18 protein-coding genes are annotated in these 18,808 nt (G+C 66.1%); 7 read left to right on the plus strand and 11 right to left on the minus strand.

Annotation, left to right across the window (positions count from 1 at the left end; translation table 11 throughout):
• Nucleotides 1-41: 41 nt before the first annotated feature.
• The 5 genes from HWD99_RS01590 to HWD99_RS01610 all read right to left on the minus strand — a co-directional run bounded on the left by HWD99_RS01590 (nucleotide 42) and on the right by HWD99_RS01610 (nucleotide 4,266).
• Nucleotides 42-221 (minus strand): YegP family protein, encoded by a 180-nt coding sequence (locus HWD99_RS01590; RefSeq protein WP_241794483.1) that lies wholly within the window; start codon nucleotides 219-221, stop codon nucleotides 42-44.
• Nucleotides 222-306: 85 nt separating this feature from the next.
• On the minus strand, nucleotides 307-1,386 hold the full coding sequence (locus HWD99_RS01595) for an ABC transporter ATP-binding protein (RefSeq protein WP_241794484.1): 1,080 nt from the start codon (nucleotides 1,384-1,386) through the stop codon (nucleotides 307-309).
• Nucleotides 1,383-2,177, minus strand: a complete 795-nt coding sequence (locus tag HWD99_RS01600) for an ABC transporter permease (protein ID WP_241794485.1) — start codon at nucleotides 2,175-2,177, stop codon at nucleotides 1,383-1,385. Before HWD99_RS01600 ends, HWD99_RS01595 begins: the two co-directional genes overlap by 4 nt.
• Nucleotides 2,174-3,124 (minus strand): ABC transporter permease subunit, encoded by a 951-nt coding sequence (locus tag HWD99_RS01605; RefSeq protein WP_241794486.1) that lies wholly within the window; start codon nucleotides 3,122-3,124, stop codon nucleotides 2,174-2,176. Before HWD99_RS01605 ends, HWD99_RS01600 begins: the two co-directional genes overlap by 4 nt.
• Complete coding sequence (locus HWD99_RS01610; protein WP_241794487.1) at nucleotides 3,121-4,266, minus strand: ABC transporter substrate-binding protein; 1,146 nt, start codon at nucleotides 4,264-4,266, stop codon at nucleotides 3,121-3,123. Before HWD99_RS01610 ends, HWD99_RS01605 begins: the two co-directional genes overlap by 4 nt.
• Before the next feature lie 172 nt (nucleotides 4,267-4,438).
• On the opposite strand from HWD99_RS01610, the gene HWD99_RS01615 reads away from it, so the two are divergent.
• Nucleotides 4,439-5,269: a TSUP family transporter gene (locus HWD99_RS01615; RefSeq protein ID WP_241794488.1), complete on the plus strand. Its 831-nt coding sequence runs from the start codon at nucleotides 4,439-4,441 to the stop codon at nucleotides 5,267-5,269.
• A 151-nt stretch (nucleotides 5,270-5,420) separates the two neighbouring features.
• Here the strand turns inward: HWD99_RS01615 and aspS are convergent, their stop codons facing one another.
• Nucleotides 5,421-7,202 carry an aspartate--tRNA ligase gene (aspS, locus tag HWD99_RS01620; protein ID WP_241794489.1) on the minus strand — a complete coding sequence of 594 codons (1,782 nt, stop codon included), beginning with the start codon at nucleotides 7,200-7,202 and terminating at the stop codon, nucleotides 5,421-5,423.
• 116 nt (nucleotides 7,203-7,318) lie between these two features.
• Here aspS and HWD99_RS01625 point away from each other — a divergent pair, with 116 nt between their 5' ends.
• Both HWD99_RS01625 and HWD99_RS01630 read left to right on the plus strand, forming a co-directional pair.
• A complete protein-coding gene (locus tag HWD99_RS01625; RefSeq protein WP_241794490.1) occupies nucleotides 7,319-7,693 on the plus strand; it encodes a DUF5684 domain-containing protein in 375 nt (124 codons plus the stop codon).
• Nucleotide 7,694: 1 nt separating this feature from the next.
• Nucleotides 7,695-8,324: a histidine phosphatase family protein gene (locus HWD99_RS01630; protein ID WP_241794491.1), complete on the plus strand. Its 630-nt coding sequence runs from the start codon at nucleotides 7,695-7,697 to the stop codon at nucleotides 8,322-8,324.
• A gap of 87 nt (nucleotides 8,325-8,411) precedes the next feature.
• On the opposite strand, the gene HWD99_RS01635 is transcribed toward HWD99_RS01630, so the two are convergent.
• A complete protein-coding gene (locus HWD99_RS01635; protein ID WP_241794492.1) occupies nucleotides 8,412-9,311 on the minus strand; it encodes an NAD(P)/FAD-dependent oxidoreductase in 900 nt (299 codons plus the stop codon).
• A 242-nt stretch (nucleotides 9,312-9,553) separates the two neighbouring features.
• On the opposite strand from HWD99_RS01635, the gene HWD99_RS18740 reads away from it, so the two are divergent.
• The 4 genes from HWD99_RS18740 to HWD99_RS01650 all read left to right on the plus strand — a co-directional run bounded on the left by HWD99_RS18740 (nucleotide 9,554) and on the right by HWD99_RS01650 (nucleotide 14,019).
• On the plus strand, nucleotides 9,554-9,865 hold the full coding sequence (locus HWD99_RS18740; RefSeq protein WP_374205441.1) for a helix-turn-helix domain-containing protein: 312 nt from the start codon (nucleotides 9,554-9,556) through the stop codon (nucleotides 9,863-9,865).
• A gap of 5 nt (nucleotides 9,866-9,870) precedes the next feature.
• Nucleotides 9,871-10,251, plus strand: coding sequence for a MerR family transcriptional regulator (locus HWD99_RS01640; protein WP_241794493.1), 381 nt, complete (start codon nucleotides 9,871-9,873; stop codon nucleotides 10,249-10,251).
• Nucleotides 10,252-10,367: 116 nt separating this feature from the next.
• Entirely contained in the window at nucleotides 10,368-11,546 is a 1,179-nt protein-coding gene (locus tag HWD99_RS01645) for an ATP-binding protein (RefSeq protein ID WP_241794494.1), read from the plus strand.
• 4 nt (nucleotides 11,547-11,550) lie between these two features.
• Nucleotides 11,551-14,019 carry a S8 family peptidase gene (locus HWD99_RS01650; RefSeq protein WP_241794495.1) on the plus strand — a complete coding sequence of 823 codons (2,469 nt, stop codon included), beginning with the start codon at nucleotides 11,551-11,553 and terminating at the stop codon, nucleotides 14,017-14,019.
• 333 nt (nucleotides 14,020-14,352) lie between these two features.
• Here HWD99_RS01650 and HWD99_RS01655 read toward each other — a convergent pair whose 3' ends face one another.
• The 4 genes from HWD99_RS01655 to HWD99_RS01670 are packed head-to-tail and all read right to left on the minus strand — an operon-like array spanning nucleotide 14,353 to nucleotide 18,678.
• A complete protein-coding gene (locus HWD99_RS01655) occupies nucleotides 14,353-14,880 on the minus strand; it encodes an HtaA domain-containing protein (protein WP_241794496.1) in 528 nt (175 codons plus the stop codon).
• Between the two features lie 54 nt (nucleotides 14,881-14,934).
• A complete protein-coding gene (gene ald / locus HWD99_RS01660; protein WP_241794497.1) occupies nucleotides 14,935-16,053 on the minus strand; it encodes an alanine dehydrogenase in 1,119 nt (372 codons plus the stop codon).
• Nucleotides 16,054-16,093: 40 nt separating this feature from the next.
• The gene (locus tag HWD99_RS01665; protein WP_274617896.1) at nucleotides 16,094-17,578 is read right to left on the minus strand and encodes an aldehyde dehydrogenase; all 1,485 of its coding nucleotides are present in this window, start codon (nucleotides 17,576-17,578) and stop codon (nucleotides 16,094-16,096) included.
• Nucleotides 17,575-18,678 (minus strand): Zn-dependent alcohol dehydrogenase, encoded by a 1,104-nt coding sequence (locus HWD99_RS01670; protein WP_241794499.1) that lies wholly within the window; start codon nucleotides 18,676-18,678, stop codon nucleotides 17,575-17,577. Before HWD99_RS01670 ends, HWD99_RS01665 begins: the two co-directional genes overlap by 4 nt.
• Nucleotides 18,679-18,808: the final 130 nt, after the last annotated feature.

Here is an 18,808-nt window from a genome sequence, read left to right on the forward strand (position 1 = left end):
GTCGGCAGGAGGGGGTCCGTGTGTGAAGTGCGGAGTGCAGGTCAGTCGAGCTCGACGACCGTCGCTCCTGGGGCGTTGGACTTGACCGACTCGACGCCGTTCTTCGCGGCGGACCGCGTCGTGTAGCTCTCGCTCGACGCGATCACCTCGCCATTGCCGGCCTTCAGACGGAACCGGTGACCACCGGCGCTGTCGGTGTACAGCTCGAACTTGCCTGCCATGAGGAGTCCTTTCTCTGCCGAATCGAGGGAGAGGCGCCCCTCGGGGATCACGGTATCCCGGAGTACCGGCCAGGGCTAGTGCGAGTCAGCCCCGCGGATGCACGGCCACGGGCTCCGGTGCCACGGCGATCCGCACCCGGTCGCCGAACGCCGGGTGGATGCCGGGGGAGTGCTGCAACCGCACCAGCTCGCCCGACTCGGTGCGCACGAGTGTGCGGCGCATGCTGCCCAGGAACGTGCTCTCCTGAACGAGCGCGTCCGTCGCGGCATCCGCCTCCGAGGCGAAGTGCACGTTCTCAGGCCGCAGGTAGACGTCGACGGGGCCGTCGGCCGGCGACTGCAGCGGGAGCCGCTGGCCCCAGACCATGACGTGGTCGCCCTCCGCGACGCCGGACACCACGCTCGAGAGCCCGACGAATGCGGCGACTCCGGCGGTCGACGGGGTCGTGTAGAGCTGCTCGGGGGTGCCGATCTGCTCGATCCGGCCGGAGTTCATCACCGCGATCCGATCGGAGACGGCCAGTGCCTCCTCCTGATCGTGGGTGACGAAGACCGTGGTGATCCCGAGGCGGAGCTGGATGCGGCGGATCTCGTCGCGCAGCTGCACCCGCACCTTCGCGTCGAGGGCCGAGAGCGGCTCGTCGAGCAGGAGCACCTTCGGCTCGGTGACGAGGGCGCGGGCGAGCGCGACACGCTGCTGCTGCCCGCCCGAGAGCTGATGCGGGAAGCGGTCGGCGAAGTCGGCGAGGCCCACGAGGGCGAGGGCGTCGAGCGCGCGCTTCGCGGCCTCGGCCTTTCCGATGCCGCGGCGGCGCAGGCCGAACGCGGTGTTCTCCGCGACGCGCAGGTGCGGGAACAGCGAGTACGACTGGAAGACCATGCCGATGTCGCGCTTGTTCGTGGGGACGCGCGAGACGTCGCCGCCGTCGAGGAGCACGGCGCCGCTGTCGAGCCCTTCGAGCCCGGCGAGCACACGCAGCAGCGTGGTCTTGCCGCAGCCCGATGGGCCGAGCAGCGAGACGAACTCACCCGGAGCGATGTCGAGGTCGACGCCGTGCAGCACGGTCGTGCCGGAGTAGCTCTTCACGATGCCCTGGAGCTGCACCCTGGTGCCCTCGCCCGCCTCGGCGAGCAGCATGTTGTCGGCGGTCTGGGGGAGGGTCATGAGCGGGCCTTTCCGGTGCCGCGCGCGACGCGGCCGATGAGGAGGAGCAGCAGGAAGACGAACAGCAGCGCCAGAAGGGTGAAGATCGCCGGAGCGTACGGGTCCTGCTTCTGCACGACCACCATGGCCGTCTGGAAGACCTGACGGTTCAGGAGCGAGGCGATCGTGAACTCGCCGAGCACGACCGCGATCGAGATCAGCGAGGCCGCGAGCAGTCCCTGGCGCAGGTTCGGGGCGAGCACCCTGAGAACCACGGTGGGCCAGCTCGCGCCCAGTGAGCGGGCGGCCTCGGCGAGAGTGCGCAGATCGGCCGCGTCGATCGAGGCCTGGATCGACCGGTACGCGAACGGCAGCACGGTGATGCCGTAGGCGAAGGCCAGAGTCCAGGTGCCGGTGCCCAGGGTGCGGCCGATCTGCAGGTAGATCGGGGCGAGCCCGACGACGAGCACGATGGCCGGGATCGAGATCGGAAGCAGCACCGCGAACTCGAAGAGAGGCTTGAGCTTCGCGAAGCGCAGGTTCACCAGGATCATCGTCGGCGCGAGAAGGAGCAGCACGATCGCGACCGTCACGACGGCGAGGATCAGCGAGTTGCCGAGACCCGTCCAGATCGGCCTGATCGCGGCCGACTGCGCCGGATCGAACAGAGCCGTCCAGCGCTCGAACGACAGCGCGCCGTCGGTGCCCCGCAGCGTGTAGAGGAAGGTCGAGATCAGCGGTATCGCGAAGAACACGCCGACGACGATGCCGATGACCCACCGCGTCGCGAGGGAGGGGCCGAGACGGTTCACGACTGCCACCTCGCTGCCCGGCGCTGGATGAGCGAGTACAGGGCCATCACGACTCCCACGATCACGATCATGCCGAGCGCCAGGGCGCCGGCCAGGTTCTCCCGTCCGAGCACGGTCTCGCTGGTGAGTGACGCGCGGATCTGCAGCGGCACGATCTGCGACCCCTGACTGGCGAGAGCGGCGGCGGTCGCGTACGACGAGAAGGCGTTCGCGAAGAGCAGCAGCAGGCTGGCGAGGAACGAGGGGGCGAGCACGGGGATGCCGATGCGCAGCCAGAAGCTCGACCGGGTGCCGCCGAGCGTGAGGTTCGCCTCGGCCCACTGCGGCTTGAGCGCGGCGAGGGCGGGCATGAACGTGATGACCATGAGCGGGATCTGGAAGTAGATGTACGGGAGGATCAGGCCGGGGAGCTCGTACAGCCAGGTGCCGTTCGCGAAGATGTCGATGCCGAAGGCGTCCTGCAGGAACAGCTTGACCACGCCCTGGATGCCGATCGTGGCGATGAACGCGAACGCGAGCATGACGCCGCCGAACTGGGCGAGAACCCCGGCAGCGGCATCCACCGTCGAGCGCACGACGCCGTCGGGGTTCATGCCGAGCAGGGCATAGCAGACCAGGGCGCCGATGATGGCGCCGACCACGGCCGTGAGCAGCGACAGTCCGGCGGAGTTCGCGAACGTGGTGAGGACGACCGGGTCGCTGAGCGCCGAGACGTTCGACCAGGTGAAGGATCCGTCCTTCGTGAAGAACCCCGAGCCGATGGCGAGCACGGTCGGCACCGCGAGGAACAGCACCACGTAGGCGGCGAAGGGGACGAGACCGAGCCACGCGACGGACGGCGCGGAGCGCCGGGTCGGCGACGACGTCGCGGACCCGGCGCTCCGGGGAGGGAGGGAGACGGGGGCGGAAGCCGAGGCATCCGCCCCCGTCGTGGTGGCAGTGGTCACTGGACCGCCGCTGCCCACTTCTCGCCGAGCAGCGTGCCGGCGTTCGTCGACTGCTCCTCGGTCGGGACGACCGTCTCGCTCGGGACCTCGGGAAGGGCCGCGGCGAGGTCGGCGTCGATCGTGCCGGCCTCGGTCATGGCCTCCATGCGTGCCGGGCGGGCGCCGCCCTTGAGCCACAGGTTCTGCACCTCGTCGCTGTACAGGAACTCCTGCCACAGGCGCGCGGCGGCCGGGTTCGGGGCATCCTTGTTGATCGCCTGGTTGTAGTAGCCGGCGTAACCGGTGCCGTCGAGGACGACGACCTTCCAGTCCTTGTTGTCCGCCGTGTGCGCGGCGTTCAGGTAGTCCCAGTCGAAGACGACGGGGGTCTCGCCGCTCGCGACGGTCGCCGTGGTCACGTCGACCTTGAGCAGGTTGCCTGCCTTCTGCAGCTCGGCGAAGAAGTCGATGCCCGGCTGGAAGTCGTCGAGCGTGCCGTCGGACTGCACCGTCGCGAGACCGACGGCGGCGAAGGCCGCACCGGCCTGGGTCGGGTCGCCGTTGATGGCGACGGCGCCCTTGTACGCCGCATCCTTCAGGTCGTCGAGGGACTCGGGGGCGTCGTACTTCGAGGAGTCGTAGCCGATCGACATGTATCCGCCGTAGTCGCCGACGAAGAGACCGGTCTTCTCCTTGAGCGCGTCGGGGATCTCGTCCCACGTCTGCACCTGGTACGGCGCGAACACGTCGGTGTTCTGCAGAGCGACCGTCAGGCCGAGGTCGAACACGTCGGGGGCGGTGTCGAGGCCCTCGTTCGTCTTCGCCGCCTGGATCTCCTCGGCGCTCGAGACGTCGGGCGAGGCCTCGTTGATCGTGATCTCGGGGTACTTCTCGGCGAACAGATCGAGGATCTCGCCGTAGTTCGCCCAGTCGCGCGGAAGGGCGATGACGTTGAGCTGTCCCTCGGCCTTGGCGGTCTCTTCGAGGTCGGCGAACGAGCCGAAGTCGTCGACCGACGTCGCGGCGGCGGCGTCGACGGCCTCGCCTCCGCCGGAGGAAGCCGTCGCCTCCGTGCCGGTGGCGCAGGCCGTGAGGCCGAGCGCGGCGGTGGTGAACAGGGCGATGCCGGCGCCGATGCGCGCGCGGCGGTGGAAGTTCGTCATCAGGGTCCTCTCGGTGCCGGCGCTGTGAGCCGGATTCGGGTTGCGAGAGGACACTATGAGCCGCGGGTTGCCGACGATCCCGGCCCGGGTGAACGAGAGGTGTCCGAGTCGTGGCGGGTCGGGGCGGGCCCGCGCGCATCGCGCGATGCCGGCGATCTGACATCCTGGACGGATGGACATCGGCAGTGTGCTCGGGCTCGAGCAGCTCACCTGGGGCACGCTGATCCTCGTCATCGTCGCGGCGTTCGCTGCCGGCTGGATCGACGCCGTCGTCGGCGGCGGAGGGCTGCTGCAGCTCCCCGCGCTGCTGCTGATCCCCGGCATCTCGCCGATCCAGGCACTCGCGACGAACAAGCTCGCCTCCGTCTTCGGCACCGCCACGAGCAGCGTCACGTACTATCGGCGCGCGAAACCCGACATCCGCACCGCGTTGCCGATGGCCGCGATCGCGCTCGCCGGCTCCTTCGGGGGAGCCGCGGTCGCCACCGTGCTGCCTGCTGCCGCGTTCAAGCCGATCATCGTGGTCGCGCTGCTCGCCGTCGCGCTGTTCACCGCGTTCCGGCCGCAGATGGGAGCCGCGACTCGGCTGCGTTTCAGCGGTCACAAGCACCACATCATGGCCGGGCTCGCCGGGCTCGTGATCGGCTTCTACGACGGTCTGATCGGGCCGGGCACGGGCACGTTCCTGGTGATCTCGCTCGTCGCGCTGCTCGGCTACGACTTCCTCCAGGCGAGTGCGAAGGCCAAGATCGTGAACCTCGCCACGAACACCGGCGCGCTGCTGCTGTTCATCCCGCACGGCGCCGTGCTGTGGCTCCTCGGTGGCATCCTCGCTGTCGCCAACGTCGCCGGCAGCTACCTCGGCTCCCGCATGGCGATCTCGCGCGGCACGACCTTCATCCGCGTCGTGTTCCTCGTGGTGGTGGTCGCGCTGATCGCCAAGCTCGGTGTCGACGTGTGGAACGAGAACATCGCGCCGGCGCTTGCGCAGATCGGTGGTTGAGCGAGGCCGGCGGAGCCGCCCGAGACGAAACGTGGTGAGGTCGGCTTGCGGCGTTTCGTCTCAGTCGACTTCGTCGTCTTCGCTCAACGAACGGGGGTGACGAAGAGGCCCTCTCCCGCCGCAGCGGAAGAGGGCCTCTCGAGGACAGGGATCAGGCCTCGTCGTCCTCGGGCTCGAAGTCGACGCCGGCCTCGGCGCGCTGCTCGGCGGTGATCGGAGCAGGAGCCGCGGTCAGCGGGTCGAAGCCGTTGCCGGACTTCGGGAACGCGATGACGTCGCGGATCGACTCGGTCTTCGTCAGGTGCTGCAGCACGCGATCCATGCCGAGCGCGATCCCGCCGTGGGGCGGGGCGCCGAACTTGAACGCGTCGAGCAGGAAGCCGAACTGCTCCTGCGCGACCTCGTCGCTGATGCCCATGACCTCGAACACGCGCTTCTGCACGTCTTCGCGATGGATGCGGATCGATCCGCCGCCGAGCTCGGAGCCGTTGCACACGATGTCGTACGCGTAGGCGAGAGCCGAACCGGGGTCGGTGTCGAACGTGTCCTGGAACTCCGGCTTCGGACCCGTGAACGCGTGGTGCACGGCGGTCCATGCTCCGGCGCCGACGGCGACGTCGCCTGATGCGACGGCATCCGCTGCGGGCTCGAACATCGGAGCGTCGACGACCCACGTGAAGGCGAACTCGTCGGGGTTCAGGTAGCCCAGTCGGCGACCGATCTCGACGCGAGCCGCGCCGAGGAGCGCGCGGCTCTCCTTCGTCGATCCGGCGGCGAAGAACACGCAGTCACCGGCCGAAGCGCCGACGAACTCCGCGAGACCCGCCTGCTCGGCCTCGGAAAGGTTCTTGGCCGCGGGGCCGCCGAGTGTTCCGTCCTCGTTGAAGAGGACGTACGCGAGGCCGCGGGCGCCGCGCTGCTTGGCCCAGTCCTGCCACGCGTCGAGCTGCTTACGGGGCTGGCTCGCACCACCCGGCATGACGACGGCGCCGACGTACTCGGCCTGGAAGACGCGGAACGGGGTGTTCGCGAAGTACTCGGTCGCCTCGACGAGCTCGAGTCCGAAACGCAGGTCGGGCTTGTCGGAGCCGTACTTCGCCATCGCGTCGGCGTACGTCATGCGCGGCAGCGGGGTCTGCACCTCGACGCCGATGGTCTTCCACATCGCCTGGATGAGCGACTCCATCAGCGTGATGACGTCTTCCTGGTCGACGAAGCTCATCTCGATGTCGAGCTGCGTGAACTCGGGCTGCCGGTCGGCGCGGAAGTCCTCATCGCGATAGCAGCGCGCGATCTGGTAGTACTTCTCGACGCCGCCGACCATGAGCAGCTGCTTGAACAGCTGCGGCGACTGCGGCAGGGCGTACCAGCTGCCAGGGTGCAGGCGAGCGGGCACGACGAAATCGCGGGCGCCCTCGGGCGTCGAGCGCGTGAGCGTCGGCGTCTCGACCTCGGTGAAGTCCTCGCCGTGCAGCACGTCGCGGACGGCCTTGTAGACGTTCGAGCGCAGACGCAGAGCGGATGCCGCGGCCGGGCGACGCAGGTCGAGGTACCGGTACTTGAGACGGGCCTCCTCGCCGACCGTCTCGGTGTCGGCGACGGCGGTCGACACCTGGAACGGCAGGGGAGCGGACTCGTTCAGCACCTCGACGTCGGTCGCGATGAGCTCGATCTCGCCGGTGGGCAGGTTGGGGTTCGCGTTGCCGTCGGGGCGGCGGGAGACCTCGCCGGTCACCTTCAGGACGAACTCGTTGCGCAGCGGGTGCGCCACCTCTTCGTCGCGGATGACGACCTGAGCGATGCCCGATGCATCCCGAAGATCGATGAACGCGACTCCTCCGTGATCACGACGGCGATCGACCCAACCCGAGAGGGTGACGGTCTGACCGATATGCTCGGCTCGCAGTGAGCCTGCCGAGTGGGTGCGAAGCACGGAGGATTCCTCCTGATCTGGGAAATGATGAACCCGCCCATTCTACGGGGGCGGGTGTCGCCTCCTCCGCCGGTGGCACATCGATCAGTAGGATCTCCACGAGGGAAAGGCGCACCATGGACTCCAACGGCATCTCCGACCTGTTCGCAACGATCTTCTCCGGCACGGCGGGGCTCATCACCCTCGTCTTCTACATCCTCGTGGTGATCGGGTTGTGGAAGGTGTTCACGAAGGCCGGCTACCCCGGCATCCTCGCGATCATCCCGATCGTGAACGTGGTGTTCCTCGTCAAGATCGCCGGGATGTCCGGCTGGCTCGCGCTGCTGTACCTCATTCCCATCGTGGGCTTCGTGTTCGGCATCATCGTGGCGATCAGGCTCGGGGAGCGGTACGGCAAGGGCGGGTTCTTCTCGTTCTTCCTGCTGTTCGTCTTCCCCTACATCGGGTATCTGATCATCGGCTTCGGCGAGTCCCGCTACCGCGCGATCTGACATGGTGGCGTCGCGACTGCATCTCGTTCGTCACGGTGAGGTCCACAATCCGAAGCGCGTGCTCTACGGGCGGCTGCCGGATTACCACCTGAGCAGGGCCGGGCGCCGCATGGCGCAGGCGGCGGCCGACCACGTCTCCGGCCTGGATCGACCGGTCGCCGCGCTGTACTCCTCTCCGTTGGAGCGCGCGCAGGAGTCGGCGGAGCCGTTCGCGACCGGATTCGATCTGGTTCCCGAGATCGACATCCGCATCATCGAACCGACGAACGTGTTCGAGGGCACGCAGATGCGGCGCTCTCTCATGAACCCGCTCAACTGGTGGCACCTGCGGCAGCCCTCGCTGCCGAGCTGGGGCGAGCCGTACACGTCGATCGCGGAGCGGATGCTGAGCGCGATGGGTGAAGCCTGGCGTGCGGTGGACGGCGGTGACATCGTCATGGTGTCGCACCAGGCCCCGATCTGGATCACGCATCTGCGGGTCGCGGGACTGCCGCTCCGACACGACCCGCGCACGCGACGGTGCGCACTGTCGAGCGTCACCTCGTTCGAACTCGTCGGTGATGTGTGGCGCGAGGTCGCCTACGCCGAGCCCGCGTCGACCAGCGGCGCGGTCGACGTCGGCGCGGTCTGAGATCTCGTCTGTCCGGACCGCCTGAGTTGTCGTCTCCGGCGGGCGGAAGTCGTCCGGCGAGCGATCCGACGCGGATGCCGGCCGGGGTCAGCCGACCATGAGCGACTGGATCACGCCGACGGCCGCCATCTGACCGGCGGCGGCGGCGAGCAGCACCGCGGCCATCGGGCCGGGCAGCGACGCGCGGTGCGCGAGGTCACCCGCGGCGAAGACGCCCGGCGTCGACGTGCGCCCGAAGTCGTCGACCTCGATCGATCCCGACGGCAGCAGGTGCAGTCCGAGCTGGTCGGCGAACGGTGCGCGGTGTCGTTGCGAGCCGGCTGCCACGAAGACGCCTGCCACGGTCTGGTCGCCGGAATCCGTGGCGATGCGCACGCCGTCGTCGATCCGGCTCAGGGCGGTGACAGGTGCGGTGCTGACCCGAGCTCGTCGGCGCGAGAGAGTCTCGACCTCCTCGGCCGTGAAGGTCTGATCGACCGGATACACCGTGATTTCTCCCACGATCGGACCGAGCAGCCCGATCAGATGCTCGGCGCGAGCGGCGGGGCCGAGGATGCCGATCGAGCGTCCCGCATGCTCGTGGCCGTCGCAGAACGGACACGTGAATGCCCCGGTGCCCCACAGCTCCTGCAGTCCGGGCACCGGCGGCAGGTCATCGACGACACCCGTCGCGAGGATCACCTGGCGCGCCTCGACCGCATCGCCGTCGGCGAGGTGCACCGTGAAGCCGCCCTCCACCCCGGTGACGGTCTGGGCCGCGACGTCGCGGATCTCGACATCGTCGTATGCCGCGAGCTGCTCCCGCGCGGTCGCCCGGAACTCCGCGGGCGGTGTGCCGTCGGCGGCGATGACGTTGTGCATGTGCAGGACGGTGCCGTTGCGGTACTCACCCGAGTCGAGAAGGAGAGCGGGGCGGTGCATCCGCCCGAGTGTCAGCGCCGCCTGCAGGCCTGCGGGTCCTGCGCCGATGATGATCGCGTCGTACATGGTGGTCCTTCCGAGGGGTCGAGCTTGCGTTCTCCCTCAGTGTGTGACTTCATGTCAACATGAAGTCAAGTGTCGAGACCCCCTGGTCCGTCGGCGAGGTCGCGTCGCGGTTCGATTGTCAATCGTCACCCAACTCGGGGTATTTGTTCCCTCAAGTTGGACAGGCGCACGGTACTTGACTGAACGGCTCTACTTGACCGGCGGAATTCCGCGGTTTTGACACTCTCTATTGGAAAGTACCCATGCCAAAAACTCCACGAAAGACTCCGGCCGAGCTCGCTAAACCTTGGCCGACGGCGCCCTCGCCCGACATCGCTGGCGAAAGAGCGCGTCTGCTTGCCCTGAACCTGCAGGCCGCGATTGATGCCCGGCGCCGCGTGAAGTCTGGTGTCAGCGTACGCTCTATCGCCGACACCGCGGATCTCGACGAGGGGACGATCCGCAACATCCTGACAGGTGCGAGGTGGCCCGACCTGCGGACGATTACTCGTCTCGAGGAGGCGCTGGACACTTCCCTGTGGCCGGTGCGCCGAAGCAGAGACGACGTCCGATGAGGCGTATGAGCATCGGTGAGGTTGCAACCGCAGTGGGGCTGCCCACGAACGTCCTGCGGCACTGGGAGAGCATGAAGTTGTTGTCCCCGGAACGCGACGCCGGCGGTCGACGAACGTATGACGAGGATCAGATCGTGCGTATCGCTGTCATCCAGCGCAGCAAGGGTGCGGGGATGACGTTGGAGCAGATCGGCGTGATGCTCGACGACGGGGCACGCGAGCGTCATCAGGTGCTCCAGCAGCATCTCGACGACATCGACCGTCGGATGGAGGACATGCGCCGGTCGCGCGAGATGACCGAGCACGCGATGAACTGCCGCTCGCACGACATCGCGACCTGCCCGCGGTTCAGAGCAGGCGTTGCGGACGTGATGGCTCGCCTCTGACGTCATCGAGGGGAGGAGGTGGTTGGTCCACCCCAGGCGTGATTTCGTCTCAATTCTTGATCTAACTGTCCACTTATGCCCTCGAAATGTCCGACGTCGCCCGTAGACTGTCCACCATGGAGCACTTCCCGATTGTCACGTCTCTTGTCCGCGTCGCACTGGGGAACGACTCCGCGCGTCTGAGCCATCAGGTTCAACGCCTTGTCGAGGCTCTCGTTGCAGACGGAGAGGATGCTCAGGCTGAGGCGCTTTCCAAGCTGCTCAACCGCCGTTCTCGCAACACGGAACTCGCCCCGAGTCGTCTCACGCAGAGCAGTCGCGCGGTGCCTCTCGCTACCGGTCTCGAGAAGCTGAGTCCCCAGTCAGCTGTCCCTGTTGATAAGGATTCGTCAGCACCGTTGGCGACCATCATCATGCCGGATGACGTGGTCACGACTCTGCCGCTCTTCCCGGCGTCTGTCCATGCGAACATCGAGGCGCTGCTCATGGAGTGGATGAACGCGGATCGAATCCGGGAGGTCGGCCTTTCTCCGTCGCTGTCTCTCCTGGTGTACGGCGCTCCTGGGACAGGGAAGACGACTCTTGCGTTGTGGCTTGCGCAGCAGCTCGGACGACCTGTTGTTCTCGCGCGACTCGACGGACTCATCAGCTCCTTCCTTGGAACCACCGCTCGCAATCTGGGGGCACTGTTCACGTTCGCGAACAAGTACGACTGTGTCCTCGTCCTCGACGAGTTCGATGCCCTCGCCAAGGTGCGAGACGACCCGAATGAGGTGGGGGAGATCAAGCGAGTGGTCAACGCCCTGTTGCAGAACATGGATGTGCGGGTTGGAAGAGGTATCACCATCGCCCTGACCAACCACGAGGGTTTGCTGGACCCGGCGATCTGGCGCCGCTTCGAAGTGCAGCTCGCAGTGCCGAAGCCCGAGTTCGAGCAGCGCGTTCAGATTGCGCTTCGCTCACTGGACAGTGCCGACGACAGCGCTCGTGCTGAAGCGCATCTGCTGTCGTGGGTGGCGGAAGGGTTGTCAGGAGCTGAACTACGGACGCTGGCGACGAAGTATCGCAAGCGACGTCTATTCGTGAACGCGGAGGATGTACCGCCGGCGGCCACTATCGCTCAGGTGGCGAGCTCCACCTCTGTTCACATTGGCGACGATGTGCTGGACGTCTTGCAGCTTGACGAAGCAAAGCAGTTGAAGCCGCTGCACTCGAAGGGGTTCAGCTACGCCGACTTGGCCTACCTGTTCGATATCAGCACCAAGACCGTTCAGCGTCGTGTAACCGAGGAGTAGAAGTATGCCCAATGCGCCTGTACAGCTTGTGCTCAACAACGAGCGTCTCCGCGGCGACCGTAAGCGAGGCCGACCGGGGGATAACGGCACGGACTTCTTCGAGAACGACGATGGCGGCTTTGCCGCGCATCGCGAGTCCCTGGTTGCCGCGGTGAGGGCGATTCGGGATTCTCTCGCGCAGGCGAGCTTCGATGGTCTCGGCCACGTGAAGGTGACCATGAAGCGCACCGCTATCGCGAAGACGCACCGTCCGCAGACGAAGCTCTTCCAGGACCGGTGGGCTCCGCAAGTGGGAACGGACGGAGTTGGCGAGCCGATTTTTGCTGTGACGCCGGCTGCCCTCGACAAGGTCATCGCGGCGATGGATTCAGCGGAAACTGAAGTGGCGCGCAAGGTCGATGAGGAAACCGGGAAGGCGAGGCTCACGCCAACGAGACAGCGATGCGAGGTGTCTGCTATCGCATCTATCACGTTGTGGTCCGAGGCGGATCGCCGCGATTTCAGTGCCGCGGACGCGGCCACCTGGATGCAGCGAGCCGGTGCGGGCAGCGGCTACATCGTTACCTGTTTCCCCATCGTGTCGGCTGCCGACGTCGCGGGCGTGGTCACCGGCGCCAGCAAAGCCCTCGCCGCGTTGGAGGTGGCCCTCAGCCACGAGAAGCTCGACGTACATCCGCTGGCGGGGGCACGCGGCAGCGGTGGCGCTCTCTCCTTGACGGTCGCACTCTCACCCCGCGCCATCGAACCGGCGGGGGCCTCGGCTCTCACCCTTCCTGAAGCCCACGAGGACATCCTGCGGGCGTTGGGATCAAATCCGCTCGTTCGGTCCATTGCACTGCCGCCAATCGTCTCTGCAGAACGAGGGTCGAGCGCGGTCCTTGGCGGGCCGGCGCCGGAGCAGTACTTCGAGAACTCCGACGAAGTACCTGTGGCGAAAGTTGGAGTCATCGACGGAGGAGTCGGTGCGCACCTTGATGACTGGATTGGGGCACGGTGGGGACAGCTGAGGGACGACGACCGGGACACCGACCATGGCACGTTCATCTCAGGGCTTCTCATCGCCGAGAAGCGAATGAACCCTGCCTTCCCGGGGGAACAGAAGCATGGCTGTGTCGTCTACGACATTGATGTCCTGCCGGCCGACCCGGGAGGCACGGGGCGTCCGTTCAACGGCTACTACCCCGGAGGGTTCACCGAGTTCTTCGACGAGATCGAACAGGCCGTGGCGGAGTACCGCCGAGAGTATGGCGTTCGAGTGTTCAACCTGAGCATCAATGTGCGGGCGCCTCGGACGTCGCAGACGTACGGGTGGTCGGCTGAACGGCTTGACGAGATTGCAGTCAAGCACGATGTCATTTTCGTCATCTCTGCAGGGAATCTTGATCCGGCAGACACTCGGCCAGAGTGGCACTCGACGCCCACGAATGCGCTGGCCGCTCTTACCGCTGACACGGTCGGGTTCCTGGCCGAACCGGGGGAGAGCCTGCGTAACGTGTCGGTGAGCGCGGTGAATCCTCCGAGAATGCCTGGCCAAGTGCCGCTTGCCCTGGCCCGGTACAGCCGCCGCGGTCCCGGACTTCGAGGAGCAACGAAGCCTGACTTTGCTCATATCGGTGGCTCAGGCAGCCCGTTGGCGGATGGGAGCCGCGGAATCCTGTCGGTCAACGGTGACGGCGCACTGGTCACTGGCTGTGGCACCAGCTACGCGGCGCCGCTGGTCGCTCGACGCCTCGCCGACTTGGACTCGCTTATCGATGGTGAAGTCAGCCGAGAGGTACTCCTGGCACTGATGGTCCATTTCGCGAACACGCCGTTGCTCTATTCGCACAAGATGTTGCGTCCCGCCGCGCAGAATCTGATTGGGTTCGGCATGCCAATCACGGCCGAGAAGATGTTGCAGCGAGATGACTCGGAGATCACGCTGGTCGTCAGCAGCGTCATCCGCCCTCGGGAGGACAACTGGTTCGAGTTTCGCTGGCCCGATGCGCTGGTGGACGATGGAAAGTGCCGCGGGCAAGCGCGGGTGACGCTCGTTGCGCGCCCGCCAGTGGCGTATCAACACGGCGACGAACGAGTGCGCGCGAACATCGATGCGCACCTGAAGCAGAGGAAGAAGAACGGCAAGTTCGCCACGCGTCTCAAGCGCGTGAACGCTGCGCCGACTCCCGATAAGGAACACAAGAGCGAGCACGAACTCCTGGTTGAGTCGATGAAGTGGCAACTGGTGAAGTCGTTCGAAACGCCGAAGATGACTGGCAGCGGTCCGTCTGCGGAGTGGCGCTTTCAGGTCGACTACCTGGAGCGAGCTGACGAGCATCTGCCTGTGGAGGGGATCCCTTATGCGGCGATCCTCACCATCGCGGATCCGAAAGGGCAGGCTCCGGTATTCACCCAGATGCGCCAGAACCTGAACGCTGTGAATGTGCAGACTGATGACATCAGGACGAGCATCCGGACTCGTGCGACGACCTAGGAGTCGGTCGAGGTCGAAGTGGCGCGCAGCGTGATGTTGGCCAGCGATGCACAGCTGGACGCTCGCCGAACGTGCAGCGCGTGTGGCTTGAAAACGTGCACGAGGAGTTCCCTAGGCGAGACAAGCGCGACAGAGTCTCCTCGACGCGCGCAAGGCGTAAGACACCGCGGCCATCGTTGGTCGAGCGGGAACATGATCCGTCCAGGGTGAGCCGGCTCGAAACGGATGGAGTCAGGAGGAGGAGGTGCAGCCTCCTCCTCCCTTTCACTCAGCGGTGCAGGTTGCACCTCTAGGTCCCGGGCCGACGGATCGTGGATTGTCGGCCCGGGAAGATTACACGTCTGCCGAGGTGAGTATGTCGGCGGAAACGCTCACGTCCTGCGCGAGGGGAACCCGGATCGTCATAGGAGCCATGACTTCATCGATCTTGTACGTTCCCGCGAAGAGGTCGGAACCGGCTGCGGTCAGCGCCACATGAGCGTCCAGCCACATGAGGACGTCGTCATCGTGAGTCTGAGCAGTCAGGTCGATTTGACACAGGTCGTCCCGGGCACCGTCACTACCGTTGATGAGTACCCCGCTGGTGCCCACAATGCGAATGAGAGGGTTGGTGAGGGTGACTGCGAGTAGTCCGCGGTGAGCGACGAACCGAACCTCGCCGCCAAACTGCAAGTCCAAGCCTGCCGGCGTCTGGCGGACCGATGTCAGCGGGAAGTAGAACTGGCCATCGCGGGTGACTGATGCGCCGTCGCCCCAGCGGATGGAGCCGTCCGGCATGCTGCGGATGTATTGAAGAAAGGAGTCCTTGACACTCCAAGCGAAGCCCAGGTCGGCTCGGCCGTCGAATCGCGGTGTGTTCATGGCTACCTCCTTAGTCAGTGTTGCGGGGGCTTCATGCCCCCGCAACAGCAGTGGTCAGGCCGCGAGGACCCGTTCGACAGCGGCGCTTTCAATACCGAGCGCTTCGCCGACTGCCGCGTTCGTCAGCACACCCTCGTGGGTGCTGAGCCCGCGAGCGAGGGATGCGTCGGCAGCCAACGCCGCCCGCCATCCCTTGTCGGCGATGGCCAGAGCATAGGGCAGGGTTGCGTTGGTCAGAGAGATCGTAGACGTACGCGGGACGGCACCCGGCATGTTCGCTACGCAGTAGTAGATAGCGTCATGAACAGGGAAGGTGGGGTCATCGTGGGTGGTCGGGCGGGAGCCTTCGAAGCATCCGCCCTGGTCGATGGCGATGTCCACGAGGACGGAGCCTGGGCGCATGCGCGCCACCATCTCGTCGGTGACGAGCTTCGGAGCACTGGCGCCAGGGATGAGGACGGAGCCGATGACGAGGTCGGCGTCTTCTACCGCTGCAGCGATGGTGTAAGGGCTTGAACGCAGGGTTGTGACCCGCCCGTCGAAGCGTGCCTCGAGCGCGCGCAGCCGCGGAAGGTTTACGTCGAGCAGAGCAACTTCCGCCCCGAGCCCTAGCGCCATCGTAGCCGCGTGCTCGCCAGCTACGCCGCCGCCGATGATGACGACCTTGCCCTTAGGAGTTCCCGGGACGCCGCCGAGGAGAAGTCCGCGACCACCCTGAGACCGCATGAGTTGGTTCGCGCCCACCTGGGCGGAGAGCCTCCCCGCGACCTCCGACATCGGCGAGAGCAGCGGAAGGCTGCGATCCGGAAGCTGCACCGTCTCGTAGGCGATGGCAGTCGTGCCGCTGTCCAGCAAGGCCTGCGTGAGCGGGGCGTCCGCAGCGAGGTGCAGGTACGTGAAGAGGATCTGATCCTTGCGCATGAGCGAGTACTCACTATGGACCGGCTCCTTGACCTTCAGGATCATGTCCGCTTCTGCCCAGACTGATTCCGCGACAGGGCGGAGCTCAGCGCCGGCGTCCACGTACTCGTCGTCGGAGAATGCGCTGCCGACCCCAGCTCCTGCTTGGATGAGGACGCGGTGCCCATGCGCCGCGAGTTCAGCGACGCCGGCAGGGGTCGCCGCGACACGGTTCTCATTGTTCTTCACTTCCGCGGGAACACCAATAATCATGTGATTCTGCTTTCTCTTGCTGATGATGTGAACAGAGGGTCTAAATGGGCAGCGAGGGGTCGTCGACACCAACGACACGTCGCCCCTGATAGAACGCGACGCCTTGCGCGGGGCCATGACCACCCACCCCGGACATGCCCCAGAAGGTCTGCTGTGATTCCCCCGCCAAATCAGCCATCTTGGTGCCGTTCACCCTGACCTCTCCGGCGAGAAGACGAGCTCCTACCTGAATTGCTTCGTCCTCATCTGCGCCGAACACGAAGGCATCCAGCCCGCCGCCCGCAGCGTTTGCGTCGGAGATGGCATCGGCCACGCCGTCATAGGCATGCACAGTGACTGCCGGGCCGAACAGTTCCTCCGATGCCGCGGCCGCAGGAAGGCCTGTGATCACGGCAGGGCTGAAGAACCAGCCATCGGCAATCGGCCTCGTTCCCGCGCGGCGCACACGTGCCCCTCGAGCCTCTAGTGCAGCGATGGAGGCCTCGAGGCGGTCTCGATGTGCTTCGTAGGCAAGAGGCCCGAGGTCGCAATCGGGGTCGAATGAATCCCGGATCCGCACGCGCTCAGCTTCGGCGATGAGCGCTTCTGTGAGCGCGTCATGCAAGGACTTCGACACAAGAACCTTGCCGGGTGCCTCGCACCACTGCCCGTTCAGACGCGTCATGCCCGCAACAAGATCGGCCGCGGTTCTCTCCACATCGGCGTCACCAAGGACGACAGCGGGGTTGTTGGATCCGAGCTCAAGCTGGACGCTCGCGAGGGATTCTGCTGCCGCGCGGGCGACGGCGCGGCCTGCAGCGAGACCTCCTGTAAAGGTGATGACCCGAATCCGGGGATCCGAAGTAAGGGCGCTGCCCACCTTTGCGCCGCCGTGAACGAGCTGCAGGGACGCGGCGGGAAGGGCTTGAGCCTCGAGTACCTGAACGAACAGCCCGAACGCGATCTGCGCTCCCCCCGGTGTCCATTCGGAAGGCTTGAGTATCGACGGGGAGCCCGCGCCGAAGGCCGCGGCAAGTTTGGAGACAGCGACAAAAGTCGGCGCGTTCCACGGCGCGAGGATCAGGGTCGGCCCCAGGGAACGGTTCAGCAGACGAACGGTGCGGCCGGATGCAGACAGGTCCTTGCCGTCTCCGAGGTTGAGCACCTCTGCCGCCAAGGACCGCACCCGTGCCCCCAGCGAGCCCGCCAGCATCCGAGTCGTGGAGAGAGGATTGCCCGTGGACATCGAGTCCTGCAGTGCGATGTCCTCGGCAGCTTCATCCAGAAGCATTGCCCACTCCCCAAGGGCTGCGGCACGGGATGCGGGACCGAGGTCGTCAAGAGTTTGAGTGGTGAAAAGACGTTCCGCCGCGGTGATGGCGGTCGTCACGGATTCTAGGGAGTTCTCGAGCTGAGGGCCACGCCGTTCACCGGTGTTGGGATCGTGGAGCGATCCGATTGTGCGGTCCGGTACCACCCAGCGACCATCGATCCAAGATTGTGTCTCGACAACCGGTACTGACACCGTCACATCGTTTCCTCTCATTCGAACGACACCACCGTGCGGATCGTCTCTGGGGAGCGCATCGCGTTCAGTCCCGCGTTGATATCGGAGAACGGAATGACGGAGGTCACCATCGCGCGTAGGTCAAGGGCGCCTCGCTCGTATTGCTCGACGAGCATCGGCACGTCGGCGAGGAACTGGTTGGCACCCATGTAAGCGCCCTGGATGCGGCGGTCGCCTTCGATGAGGGCACCGGCATCGATGCTGATGCGCTTGCCGGCTGGCATGAGTCCGAGAATCGTGGCGATGCCGCCCGGGGCGAGCAGGTCGAAGGCAAGCTCGGCAGTCTCGGGTCGCCCCACCGCTTCGAACGAACGTGTCACGCCATCCGGGACGATCTCCCGCACAGCGTCCATGACCTCTGGTGACGGTCCGGACACCACGACATCCGTTGCCCCGATCTCGGAGGCGAGCAACAGCTTTTCGGGGTGTAGGTCGATGGCGATGACCCGCCGTGCTCCGGACATCCGAGCGGCTTGGATTGCAGCCATGCCGACACCGCCGCATCCGATGACGGCGACGGTGTCGTCGGGGCTCACCCGTGCGCCGTGAGTGACGGCGCCGACGCCCGTGCTGATGCAACAACCGAGGAGACAGGCGACATCGAGACCGACAGTGTCTGGTAGCACCGCGAGGGAAGCTTCATCGAGCACGAACGCTTCAGCGAACGTCCCCATCCCGCCCAACATGAACACAGGCGCGCCATCTTCGGTTTCCAGCTTGGGCCGGTCCCGTTGGCGACGCTCCGAGGTGCGCTCACAGAGCGTAGCGTGGCCGGCTACGCACTTCGGGCACGCACCACAGCTTGGGGTGACTGTGGCGACGACGCGGTCTCCGACCTTCACTCGATGCACGCCTGGACCGACACTTTCGACGACGCCGGCAACCTCGTGACCGAGCACAGCTGGTACATCCATGGGAAGGGTGCCGTCGGCGTAGTGAAGGTCGCTGTGGCACAGTCCGATGGCACCCGTGCGCACCAACACCTCGCCGTGGAGCGGCTCATCGAGGAGCAACGTACGGTGGTCAAGCGGTGCACCCGGGGTGAGCAGCACCGCGGCTCGGATCGGCAGTCGGGCCATTGCGACGTCCTCCTTAGAGCGCTTCGATGGGCTTCCACGGAATACTCACGCTCGGGCTCTGAACTCATGCGGTGCGCGCAGCACCGTGTTCATCCCGCCGGTGTGCGTCGTGCACATGTCCGACTAGGTG

Source organism: Microbacterium sp. C5A9 (genome assembly GCF_022627955.1).
Classification (GTDB): Bacteria; Actinomycetota; Actinomycetes; order Actinomycetales; family Microbacteriaceae; genus Microbacterium.